Origin of the sequence: Synechococcus sp. BIOS-E4-1, from assembly GCF_014279995.1 — a bacterium.
Taxonomy (GTDB): Bacteria; Cyanobacteriota; Cyanobacteriia; order PCC-6307; family Cyanobiaceae; genus Synechococcus_C.
The window spans coordinates 172654-184677 of sequence record NZ_CP047935.1 but is presented as its reverse complement, the minus strand read 5'-3'; the positions used below and the strand labels follow the sequence as shown (position 1 = coordinate 184677).

General features: G+C 48.0%; 8 protein-coding genes. 2 read left to right on the top strand and 6 right to left on the bottom strand.

Annotation, left to right across the window (positions count from 1 at the left end; translation table 11 throughout):
* Window positions 1-34 precede the first annotated feature (34 nt).
* Entirely contained in the window at window positions 35-1099 is a 1065-nt protein-coding gene (gene ruvB, locus SynBIOSE41_RS00790) for a Holliday junction branch migration DNA helicase RuvB (RefSeq protein WP_186539265.1), read from the bottom strand.
* A 64-nt stretch (window positions 1100-1163) separates the two neighbouring features.
* On the opposite strand from ruvB, the gene smpB reads away from it, so the two are divergent.
* A complete protein-coding gene (smpB, locus tag SynBIOSE41_RS00785; protein ID WP_186540644.1) occupies window positions 1164-1658 on the top strand; it encodes an SsrA-binding protein SmpB in 495 nt (164 codons plus the stop codon).
* A 27-nt stretch (window positions 1659-1685) separates the two neighbouring features.
* Here the strand turns inward: smpB and SynBIOSE41_RS00780 are convergent, their stop codons facing one another.
* Window positions 1686-3752 (bottom strand): protein kinase, encoded by a 2067-nt coding sequence (locus SynBIOSE41_RS00780; RefSeq protein WP_255476081.1) that lies wholly within the window; start codon window positions 3750-3752, stop codon window positions 1686-1688.
* 94 nt (window positions 3753-3846) lie between these two features.
* Between SynBIOSE41_RS00780 and egtB the strand changes: the two genes are divergently transcribed.
* Entirely contained in the window at window positions 3847-5067 is a 1221-nt protein-coding gene (gene egtB / locus SynBIOSE41_RS00775) for an ergothioneine biosynthesis protein EgtB (protein ID WP_186539263.1), read from the top strand.
* A gap of 2844 nt (window positions 5068-7911) precedes the next feature.
* On the opposite strand, the gene SynBIOSE41_RS00770 is transcribed toward egtB, so the two are convergent.
* The 4 genes from SynBIOSE41_RS00770 to SynBIOSE41_RS00755 are packed head-to-tail and all read right to left on the bottom strand — an operon-like array spanning window position 7912 to window position 11895.
* Window positions 7912-8913, bottom strand: coding sequence for a P-loop NTPase (locus tag SynBIOSE41_RS00770; RefSeq protein WP_186539262.1), 1002 nt, complete (start codon window positions 8911-8913; stop codon window positions 7912-7914).
* A 47-nt stretch (window positions 8914-8960) separates the two neighbouring features.
* Complete coding sequence (locus SynBIOSE41_RS00765) at window positions 8961-9938, bottom strand: HEAT repeat domain-containing protein (protein WP_186539261.1); 978 nt, start codon at window positions 9936-9938, stop codon at window positions 8961-8963.
* Between the two features lie 8 nt (window positions 9939-9946).
* Window positions 9947-10174: a ferredoxin family protein gene (locus tag SynBIOSE41_RS00760; protein ID WP_186539260.1), complete on the bottom strand. Its 228-nt coding sequence runs from the start codon at window positions 10172-10174 to the stop codon at window positions 9947-9949.
* A 14-nt stretch (window positions 10175-10188) separates the two neighbouring features.
* Window positions 10189-11895: a fumarate reductase/succinate dehydrogenase flavoprotein subunit gene (locus SynBIOSE41_RS00755; RefSeq protein WP_186539259.1), complete on the bottom strand. Its 1707-nt coding sequence runs from the start codon at window positions 11893-11895 to the stop codon at window positions 10189-10191.
* Window positions 11896-12024: the final 129 nt, after the last annotated feature.

Here is a 12024-nt window from a genome sequence, read left to right as displayed (position 1 = left end):
GGCCAGGTCGGTCTGCGGGAATGGACAGAAGCGATCAAGCAGCAGCGAGATGGTCACGGCCCGCAGCCGTCACGACCCGACCACGCGGTGTGCGCTGCAGGAAGCCGAGCTGAAGCAGATACGGTTCAACCACTGACTCCAAGGTGGTGGGATCTTCTCCAAGGGCCGCGGCAAGGGTATCCAGTCCAGCGGGACCGCCTCCATGGGACTGAAGCAGCAGCTCCAGCAGCCGGCGATCACTGGCGTCTAGTCCACGGCCGTCCACCCGATGCAAGGTGAGGGCCTCATCAACCAACATCCGATCGATCGGTCCGGAGCAGTCACGCACACAGGCCACATCTCGCACCCGGCGCAACAGTCGGTTGGCAATGCGAGGCGTCCCCCTGCAGCGGAGTGCAATCTCAGCGCACGCATCCGCCGTGAGATCGAGGTCAAGCAAACCTGCGGCCCGCTCCACAATCGACTTCAAGTCATCCAAGCCGTAGAACTCAAGCCGCTGAATCAAGCCAAAGCGATCACGCAGCGGAGAACTCAGTGCACCTGCACGGGTTGTGGCGCCAACCAGTGTGAATGGCGGTAATTCCAGTGCGCGGGTTCGGGCGGTACTTCCCTTCCCCACGGTGAGGTCGAGTCGACGATCCTCCATGGCGGGATAGAGCAGCTCCTCGGCCACGCGACTGAGGCGATGGATTTCATCAATGAACAGCAGCTCCCTTGGCTGCAGATTCACCAACAGACCAACGATGTCGCGGGGGCGCTCCAGAGCCGGGGCACTGGTGATGCGGCATTTCACCCCCAACTCCTGCGCCAGCACCATGGCCATGGTCGTTTTGCCCAGACCCGGCGGGCCGTAGAGCAGCACATGATCGAGAGCATCACCGCGGCCAAGGGCGGCCTGTACCGCAATTCCGAGCACCTGCTTGAGCTCACGCTGACCGATGTAGTCCTGCAGACACTTGGGCCTTAAGCCGTCGTCGCGAGAGGCCATCGCCGCAGGATCGAGATCGTCTCCTGGCTGCCGGGCTGCGTCGATCACCCGATTGGGCTCACGCTCCTTGCGTGGACGAGGGGATCCTGCGCTTGAGGAAACAATGGCCATGTGGGAAGAGTACCGAGACCTGGATAGGGTCGGAGCATCAAGCGGCCGAAAGGCCAAACAGGCAATGGCCAAAGGTGGAGCCAAGAAAAACGCGGCAGCTCGCGCGGCGGCCAAGCGCTTACTGGCCGACAACAGGCTGGCCAGGCATCAATACGACATCCTGGAAACTCTGGAAACCGGCATTGAACTGGTGGGGACTGAAGTGAAATCAATCCGAGCCGGCCAGGCCAATCTCCGAGATGGTTTCTGCCTGATCCGCAACGGCGAAATGCAGCTGCACAACGTGCACATCTCACCGCACACCCATGCAAGCGGCTACTACAACCATGACCCCCTGCGCGTGCGCAGGTTGCTGGCCCACCGACGCGAGATCGACAAACTGCGCGGGCAACTTGATCAGAAAGGACTGACGCTGATCCCGCTCAACATGCATCTGCAGGGGTCCTGGATCAAGCTCACCATCGGTCTCGGCAAAGGCCGCAAGTTGCATGACAAGCGCGCTGCCGAAAAGGACAAGCAGATCAAGAAAGAGACACGTGCTGCCATCGCCCGCTACTGAGTCAGCACCGCCTTAATCATGACCTCTTCAAGGAGCCTGATTGCTGTCCTGCCGAGAAGGTGCGGTGAATTCAGGGGTTGATTCACCAGTCGGTGCAATGGCTGCGTCGGCCTCTTCACCAGGAGGATCTTGAGCACCTGCGGGACGGGGACCGGGGGGTTCCGGAAGCTCCTCGACAGGGCCATCAGCCCCTGTGGCCGGATCGGGGATCGGGTTGAGATCAACCTCCGGCAAGGGCTTCGGTGCCGGCGCATCGGCACGGCAGGAGAGCGTCAACAAACCGGAGGACACGCCGTCGTTGGTGACCAGCACCTGCACTGGCGATCCTGCCTCCACAGGCAGGGTCACAACGCGCAGCGGTCCGCGATCGGCAGCCACCTCCCCATCGGAGCCATAGACAGTCATCTGCATCAATGGCGTGCCGTTGATGCCCAACACCAGGCGGCGCCCAGCTGGAACCGAGATCGAGATCAGGCGAGCACCACCAGCGGACACACGACTGGACAGAACCGTGGGCTCCTGCACACGAGCTTTGACCTGTTCAATTCGCACGTCCTCAAGGCTGCGTAATGCAGCTGCGATCCACAGCTGACGGAAGGGCTCAGGCGGCTTCACCCCTGCCGGCACACCGGGCAGCAACGCCTGTGCCGAAGCGCTGACCAACTGCTCCACCACCTTGTTGTTCACGCCCTGCGACACAAGGGCCTGGCGTTGCGTCTGCCAATCGCCGGGCTTGAGCTGTCCCAGGCGACTGCGCAGCGCCGGCGGCAGTTGCTCCACCCTGGCCAGCCACTCCTCAGCGAGTTCATTCCAGACAATTCTCAAAGGCGCGTCTTCAAGAGAGTCGCTGGGCAGGCGACCGCCACGCTCCGGGAAACGGGCCATCAGGCTTGCATCCACCAACTGCAGAAACCAACTGCGATCGACCTGCAGAGCTCGCAGACGACTGAGCAGCTGCTGACGTTGATCAACCTCCGCAGGTGGAAGGCTCGCGGAAGGGGAACGCCCGATCACATCACGATCCGTGGAAGGGGCGCCAGCGGGGGGATTACCACGAGTCAGCAGAAACCAACCGATGGCTGTGCCCACAAGAGCCGAGACCAACAAGGCACCGACCACAGGCCATAAGCGGCCTTCCGCCGCAAGCTGGCGCTGCTCCGCCGAAGGCCGACGCCGGGCTTCCTGCCGAGACGGGTTGGCGATCCTTGGCAGATCCGGAGACCCACTCGCTGCGGGCGGGGAGTCATCCGACACCGCTGGAGCCAGTACCAGAGTGCGGTCAGCCCGCGCCTGGGGGCCTGTTGTTTCAGGCATCGACACAGCCTGCAGAGCCTGGAGGGCATCCGCAGCGAGCTCAAAGCGTTGTCCAGGCTGTTCAGACAGCAAGCGCTCCAACACCTCCCGATAGGAGGAATCCAGATCAAGATCGTTGGGCAGCAGCCAATCCTTTGCATCAGCCTGCAACAGCTGCGCGGGAGGACGGCCGGTGAGCAGGGTCAGAGCCGACACTCCGAGACCATGCAGATCCATCCAGGCCGCTGCAGGGTCCTGCCGCACCTGGGAGCGAGGCGCAAAGACCGGTGACGCTGCCGTCAGCGGCTGCTGACCGCAGCGCTGCAGCAAGCCAAAATCCAACAGCACAGGCAAACAATCCTGATCGCGCCGCAGCAGATTGCGGGGATTGATATCGCCATGGACCAGCTCCTGACCGTGCAGCACTGCGAGGGGTGGCAGCAGCTGCCTCATCAGCAGAAGGACCTCTCCGGAACCAAACACCAACTGACGCTGCAGGCGTTGATTCTGGATCTGGCTCAGACTTGAGCCCTCCTGCCACTCCCGCACCAGCCAGAGACTGCCCTGCTCTTCAAGCAACCCTCCAAAGCGCGGGATCTGCGGATGCAGAAGGGACTGCATCGCCGGCCAAAGACTGCGAAAGCGATCCTGAGTCGCCTGATCGTTGAGTTGCCGCAACGCAACGGGTGCATTAGCCGCCATCTGATCTGCGGCACGCCAGAGAGTCCCCTGGGGATGGTCCGGATCAGAGGACAGACAACAGTCCAGGCGATACCTGTCGGCCAGCAACGTGCCGATCACAAAGGAGTTGCGATGTGGGCCGATGGTAGGGGCAGTCCAGCGCTGACACCCGAGCGGGATCCCACTAACGTCACCGCCAGCATGATTCCCCTCCATGGCCTCCGGCTCACTGCTGAACCGATTGATGGAGGTGCGTCGTACCAGTGAGGCGCTGATTGAGCCCCTCAATACCGAAGACCTCAACCTGCAGGGCATGGCCGATGCCAGTCCACCCAAATGGCACCTGGCTCACACCACCTGGTTTTTCGAAACCTTCGTGCTGAAGCCCAACCATCCGCGCTATGTGCCTGCTGACCCTCGCTGGAGTTATCTGTTCAACTCCTATTACGAAGCTGTTGGCCCGCGACAGCCACGGCCACAGCGAGGACTGCTCAGCCGACCACCAATGGAGGAAGTCTCAGCCTGGCGCAAGCGGGTGAACCTTGCTCTGGAAGAGCTTTTGGAGCACCACAGCGAAGCACCGTGGCTGGACCTGGTGGAACTGGGCCTTCACCATGAGCAACAGCATCAGGAACTGATGCTGATGGACCTGCTGGATGGATTCAGCCGTCAGCCACTCGAACCGGCCTATCGCAGCGACTGGCGTGAACAGTGTGATGACCAGCCCATCACCAGTTGCAGACCAACAGACTTACCGATGCAGGGATCCTGGCTCAAGTGCCGCGGAGGCCTGGTGGAGGTGGGCCACAACGGTGATTCCTTCCACTTCGACAACGAAGGACCGCGACATCGAACCTGGCTGGAACCCTTCAGCATCGCGGCTCGACTGGTGAACAATGCTGATTACCGATGCTTCATCGACGATGACGGTTACCAGCGTCCTGAGCTCTGGATGAGTGAGGGCTGGGCTGAGCGCAGTCAGCGCAACTGGGAAGCACCCCGCTACTGGCGACGAGACCCCGATGGCCAAGGTCCCTGGCGCTGGGAGTTCACCCTGGCTGGCCGTTGCCCACTGGAAGACCACCTGCCGGTGCGTCACCTCAGCTGGTTCGAAGCGGATGCCTATGCACGCTGGGCCGGCGCCCGCCTACCCAGCGAAGCGGAATGGGAGCTGGCCAGTTCTGATCATGGCGAATTACTTCAACAGAGCCATGGCCATCTCTGGCAGTGGACCTCAAGCCCCTATCGCCCCTACCCGGGCTTTCAACCTGCCGCAGGTGCGGTTGGCGAATACAACGGCAAATTCATGACCTCCCAGTTCGTACTGCGGGGCAGCAGCCGGCTCACACCCAAAGGGCATTCCCGCGACACTTACCGGAACTTTTTCACCCCGGCCAGCCGCTGGATGGCGGCAGGTCTACGCCTGGCCCAATGACGTCAAAAATTCTGCGTTATCTCAGCGAAATGATCGGCGCAAAACGATCACAACATTGCATCTACAAACAATACATATACTACATTAGTATAGCCAGCAAAGCCAGATTATAAGCGCAAAATAATTAATATTTTAGACAGAAAATTGCGCTTGCAGTCAAATAAAAAAACAGTGCACAAGTAAATGCAATCGAAAAACACAAACAATCCTACGACTTTCAAAAGCCTTCACGCGGCACGACCATAATGCATCAAATCATTCAATCGAATCAACTCAAACACAACAACACGTTCAGACGAGAACATGCAGAATGATCCACAACCGCATAATACATTGCAAAGAGGCAATAATCAAAGAATACATAAAAGGTGTTGAAGAATAACTTACCCCCCGTCATTGACATCCAAAATAATTTGATAAAACAATCAATCCTCCAACAGGTCGCAATAAACCAAAGACAATAAATAATAAAATTAGGTGGATAGGACGATTACCGCAGAGACTCAATATCATCTTCTTTGAAAACCAATTAATCAACCCATGACACGACCTATGTTGCGTCAAAAGGTAATCGCAAATAACCTAAAAAATTCCCAAAACCAACGATTAATCAACTGATTTCAAGGGGAGTGATATTTTAAATATAGTAATAAAACCACATCAAACACGATTTAGCTGCATGAACAAATTGACAAGAAGATTGCTTCTTATGAGCCGAAGCCAACGAAGTTCAAGCCATAAACAAGATCCCTATAGGGCAATTAAAAAAATTAATAACTACAAAGCAATGCTAAACAAAAATGATCAAGTGATTGTGCTATTTTTATAGGGCTCCAATCGGTTCCAAGTACCACACAGAGAAAAAGTTCCACAAAGTCCCCTTGAGCAAGGGACATTTATTAAGAAGCTCCTTGAATCATGGCTGTTTTTACGCTAGTGAAACTAAATCTACAAACATATTTCTTTAGGACTATGTATTTTATATCTAACTGCTTTTTCATGAAAAATCATCCATCAATCGAAAATGTTTCATCAATCCTACCTAAATGTACCAAATATTAATTTTTAGATTTTGTCTTTATGTACCAATAAATAATTCCTTCAAATCAATTGCATTAAACAAACTAGTTGCTATACAGTTTAATTATATAGAAAGACGCATAATTATTTCGACAACTTTTAACACTGTTCATATGATTCAATTACTCCCAAGAATTCAAATTTCGAATAAAACTGCTCAAATAGTAGAAAGGTATCCGCGATTAGAAATATGCATATCCTGAAAAAATTATTAATATCAAAAATCACTCACCTAAGTTTGCTGGGTTATTCAGTAGTTCTCATTCTCCAGCTATGTACTAATAGTAATTTTTCGTCAGAACTTGACGGAAAATCACCTGAAACAAATTCAATAATTGTAAATACCAACCTCACAAAAAGAAAAAGACTGACAACATCGCGAATATTAACATTCAATTCAAAAACTGATTAAAATTTAGAAAGGCAAGCTATAAAATCCTATTATTTACTTGTTTAATAAAATTACTAGTAAATAAAACTTGCTTTTTTAAAGCCAAATATTCATTATTCAGGAACTCGTTAGCTGATAGTATTAAAGATTTTTTAAGCTGCTGATCATCAACTTGTTGAGACAACGCTTTATAGTAATAATACTTGGATAAGCTTGTATTCATGATAATTTTTTTGAATAAACGCTTTCCCTATGGTAACGGAGGTTATGACACATTTGCGCTAGAAAGAAGCGATGCCCAGTGATTAATTATACTCAAAGCCCAGATTAAACAATCTTCCCAGCTCAAGGGAGCCTGCACTGCAGCGTAGGCAAGAGTGCAGAAGTCATCAATATATTGGATTGAGCAGAAAAAACTGAATGAACCAGCAGTAATACTTGGGCTTTAACACTTAAAAATAGTGCAAACAAATATCGATTAACAATATTACATTATAAGTTTTTCAGGAAATATATTACATTAAAGCAAGAAACATAAACCCATAGTCCTCTCAGAGCTGGGACGCATTAATTGAACTCTAACCGGAATTAATCTTAAATAACAAAAAATCGCCAAATGCACGCAGCTTGATTATCATATGTCTAGATGAGGTTCTTAAGGCTGCAGGCTCGACTCAGTCATAGCAAGATTGATTGATACATCTCTGAAAGAGTAAACTAAATATCAAGCAAGCTAAAATTTGAAGAAAGTACTACCACTTGAAAATACCAAAAAAACAAAATCAAATATTTTCCAAATTCATACGTCACGAATATTATTACGAGTTTTTTTGCGTCTGACTTACGAGGCCTAAACAGCCCCCTCAAGGCAACTACAGCGTGGAGCAAAAGAGCAGAGCACTACAAATAACGTGGAGGAATTAATGCACAGGGGCTGATAGAGCCCATAAGATAAGAGCGGACACTCAAGTGAGTTAACTTAAAACCAGATACAACATAGAGTTCAGCTCTTTTTGGTGGAAAGTACTTCAGCGCTAAAAGGCCAGGCAACATTAAGTAGCATCCAATACCAAATTGTGCTATAGTTGACAAAAGAAAGACCGCTATGGACATTCGAAAAATTTTTCTTAGCAAACTTATCAAAGTTTGCGATATTGATTGGATTGCTGATTCTGACGCACTTTACGGAGAGCAGGAGTTTTCACCAAGTCCTCGTAGAGAACTCAAGAAACTTGTCTACAAGCATCAAGGGCGTGAAAACTTGAATTCAAGGTACATGACTAAAAATAGTCTGCGAAGCACAGACAGAAATAGAATTATCCAAAAGATACGATCCTCTATGTTCAAAGAGTGAAGCCAAATTTTTATAGCATTTATACAAGTAGTTCCTTGCATTTATTGGCTACTTTTAAAAAAGATTCGGGATATATATTGCCAAGTGTGTGTTCAACATTTTGACAACTTTTCGTCAAGACGTCAGGTTGAACAGGAAGATGCACTAAAACTTCAAGGTCTTTTATGTCAGCCATGGCTTGATCTTCAGGAAGATAGTCTAAAAGAAATGGAAAGACATTTCCGCAATTAGGGCATTCAATAGAAGAAAAATTTTCAACATAACCGAGTATAGTTAAATCAAACTGTTTATACATTGCAATTGTACGTACCAAGTCTGCTTGGGAAGAAGTTCCAGGTACCCCAACGAGTAGAACTCCTGCAAGTGGACATTCCTGAAGTATTGTTATTTGAGCATCTCCTGTTCCTGGCGGGAGATCAATAAGCAAAAAGTCAAGCTCTCCCCATTCAACATCAAAGAGAAATTGCTTCAACAATTTAGTCAGAATTGGACCACGCCATGCAAGGGACTGAGAAGCGTCGGCCAGCATACCAACTGACATAACTTTTAGGTCTCGAATGGTGGCTGGGATAAAGCGAGTTCTATTATTACTTACGAAAGTGTCTACTTCAATAGAATCGACGCCTAAAAGTGTAGATACATTTGGACCATAAATGTCAGCATCAAGTATTCCAACGTTATAACCACTTTTACTTAAAGAATTAGCAAGTCCTACAGTAACTGTCGTTTTCCCAACCCCTCCTTTACCGCTGCCAATAGCAATAGTTCGTTTAACACCTGGAATAGATCTTGGATCAACAATAATTCGATTTGACCAGGCTAATGCTGATAAAGCATTTTGCGTGTTTAAAACAAGTTCGATCTGATCGGAGCCATGAAAAAGACGAACATAGATATCATCTTGAATAACTCTAATATTGCGGGCCAAAGCCGCCTTGATAATAGATAGTTGAGAGCCAGGTAGCTTCACACAATCCAGGCAATCCCGTACTTCTTTGAGACGAAATTCTTCCTGAGTCAAACAATTTAAATCCACAAACAGAGTCCTCCAAACTTACACAAAACAATCTATGCTTGCAAGCGAGCTAGAGATTTTTCAGAAGCAATTCTGACCTCAATATCCGTGTCATTGAGAGATTGCGATAGTGCAGCCTTGGCCTGTTCAGAATCAATTCCCCCTAGAGCGAGTGCAGCTTCTTTACGAACATCAGAATACTCGTCGCAAAGAAGTGAAATGATTGTGGGAGAAAATTCATCCAAAACGTGAGGTTGAAGCGCTCTAAGCGCAAATTTTCTTACTTGCCAATGCTTATCCTGAATGGCGACTGCCAATGATGTAGAGGTCGAAGGGTTAGATTTACGTTCAAGTGCTTGAGCGGCGTTACGTCTTACCTCCCATGAATCGTCATTAAGCAATGATGACTCAAGAATATCTATAACATCAGGCTGATCTAGATGAGCCAAGGTCAACATAGTTTCCTTTCGAACATTTACGCTAGAATCACTCGCAAGTTTAAGTGCTGGTGGAAAATGTGTTAGCTGATTAAGATAGCGGAGCGTCATTACAGATTCCTTACGCAATACTTCATGGTCTGATTCTAAAAAGATTGCTACAGATGGTAATGCCTGAACATCATGGATCTTGCGGAGGAGCACTAATATTGATGCCTGTAATTTTATGTCGCTTTCATCAAGATAGTCAAGCAATTTCATAAGATGATCTTGATTGACTAATTCCTTAAGTGCATTCAATGCTTCTTGTCGAATGCGCTCTGCTTTCGAATCACGCAAGCAATCTATAAGGGGAATCACAGCTTCTTGACTAGCAATCTCCCACAAAGAGGTAACCGCAGTAAAGACAACATCGTCAGAGGTGTCGCTAAGAGCATGAATTAAGAATGGAACGGAGTCTTCGTCACAAAGATGTTGCAAAGAAACAACAGCAACAAGACGGTCTTCATCAGATTCGGAAAAAACCATCTCAGCTGGCCCTTTTAGTTCATCATCTAAAGCCTCAAAAGCCAGAGAAAAAGTGTTGGGAATCATTTGCATACTTAACGAAGCAAAAATGGAATTTGAACACTAACAGCACCGGTTGGGCATTCTTTCTCACAAGGTAAGCAGAACCAGCACTCGTCATACTTCATGTATGCCTTTCCAGTATCAGGATTTTTAGCTAATACATCAAGAGGACATACCTCAATACAAGCATTACATTTTTCGAGACATTTGGATTCGTCAACAATGACGGGAACGTCAGAACGGTTGAAAGCAAGAGACATGATAATAAGAGGGATTAAACTGGAACAGCAACGTCATACTGCTCTTCTGAAACATTCACGTCAATAATATAAGGTTGAAGTGGTTGCTTGCAGAGGAGCATTGATGAATCTGAAGCTTTTTGAACAATGCAATTACAAAGCCATTCATCATCATTGCGATCTGGGAAATCAAGACGATAATGGTAGAGACCCCATCGACTTTCCTTCCTGAAAAGTGAAGCACGTGCAGCCATTTCAGCACAGTCACGAATAAAATGAATTTCCATACAACGCATTAACTCATGCGGGTCACGTGCACCAAGCTCAGCCAAGACAGAATTGTAAGCCACGAATTTATCAAGCCCTATTTGCATATTGTGCGGAGCTTTTGGTGGCTGTAAGTAATCATTAACAAAACGACGGAGTTTGTATTCAACTTGAGTATGAGGGATGCCGTCAGGATTAGATATAGGGGCATAAATTCTTTTCTGCTCCTCCATTAAAAAAGATTCATCAGGTTCTTGATGCTCAAAATCACGTATTGCATCTATCGCATGCTCGGCCGCAACCCTGCCAGAAACAAAAGCACCGATCATATAATTATGAGGAACACTAGCCATATCCCCCGCAGCATAAAGGCCGGTTACTGAAGTTTGCATATTTTCATCAACCTGAACTCCTGAGGCAGAATGTCCGCTACATAGACCAATTTCAGATATACTCATTTCAACTCCGTGGGTTCTATAATTTTCATTGCGTCCAGCATGAAAACGTTCTCGACTCGGACGCTCATTAGCGAAAAGAACAGTTTCAATTTCCGAAATAGTTGCTTCGTCCAAATGGTACATTTTTAGATGTACAGGTCCGGATCCCGAATTGAGTTCTTTCCACATTTCGAGCATCATCTGACCACTCCAGTAATCGCAACTTATAAAACGATTACCTTCAGCATTTGCTGTATAAGCTCCGAACGGACTTGCCACATATGCACAAGCAGGACCATTGTAGTCCTTAATTAAAGGATTAATTTGAAAACATTCTAGGTTTGATAATTTTGCTCCGGCATGATAGGCCATAGAATAACCATCACCAGCATTAGTTGGATTTTCGTAAGTTCCATATAAATATCCTGAAGACGGTAATCCAAGACGACCGCAAGCCCCAGTGCAAAGAAGTACCGCTTTCGCTTGAATAACATGAAAATCACCAGAACGAACATCCAAACCTGTAACGCCGGCTACACGATCGTTTTGTACAACAACACGAGTCGCCATTACGCGATTAATCACTTTAACTTTATGGCGCTTAACCTGACGAGAAAGAATCTTTTTAAGATCTTTACCCTCAGGCATTGGTAAAACATATTTACCAACGCGATGAACTTGTTTAAGATCGTAGTTTCCTTCATTATCTTTTTGAAATTTCACTCCCCAACTTTCGAGTTCCTGAATAACACTGAAACCCAATTCACCAGTTTTATACACAGACTTTTGATCAAGGATTCCATCATTCGCAATCGTGATTTCCTTGACATATTGTTCAGGTGTGGAATTACCAGGAATAACAGCAGTATTAACACCATCCATTCCCATTGCAATTGCACCACTGCGTCGGATATTTGCCTTTTCTAAAACCAATACATTGGCATCAGGATTCCTTTGTTTGGCTTTGATAGCTGCCATACATCCAGCTGTACCACCACCTACGACTAAAAAATCAACTTGATGACGTTGGATGTCCATGAAAGATTTATATTGACACCAATAACTATATACGAATCTGTCCTAATTACAGGTCCATATAGATTGAAATAACGAATAAGGCTATTAAAAATATCAATAATAAAGTTCAATATTTTTTCGCTATCAAGA

Coding starts and splice junctions, on each gene's coding strand:
- ruvB (WP_186539265.1), bottom strand. CDS start 1,099: ATGGCCATTGTTTCCTCAAGCGCAGGATCCCCTCGTCCACGCAAGGAG.
- smpB (WP_186540644.1), top strand. CDS start 1,164: ATGGCCAAAGGTGGAGCCAAGAAAAACGCGGCAGCTCGCGCGGCGGCC.
- egtB (WP_186539263.1), top strand. CDS start 3,847: ATGGCCTCCGGCTCACTGCTGAACCGATTGATGGAGGTGCGTCGTACC.
- SynBIOSE41_RS00765 (WP_186539261.1), bottom strand. CDS start 9,938: ATGATTCCCAACACTTTTTCTCTGGCTTTTGAGGCTTTAGATGATGAA.
- SynBIOSE41_RS00760 (WP_186539260.1), bottom strand. CDS start 10,174: ATGTCTCTTGCTTTCAACCGTTCTGACGTTCCCGTCATTGTTGACGAA.
- SynBIOSE41_RS00755 (WP_186539259.1), bottom strand. CDS start 11,895: ATGGACATCCAACGTCATCAAGTTGATTTTTTAGTCGTAGGTGGTGGT.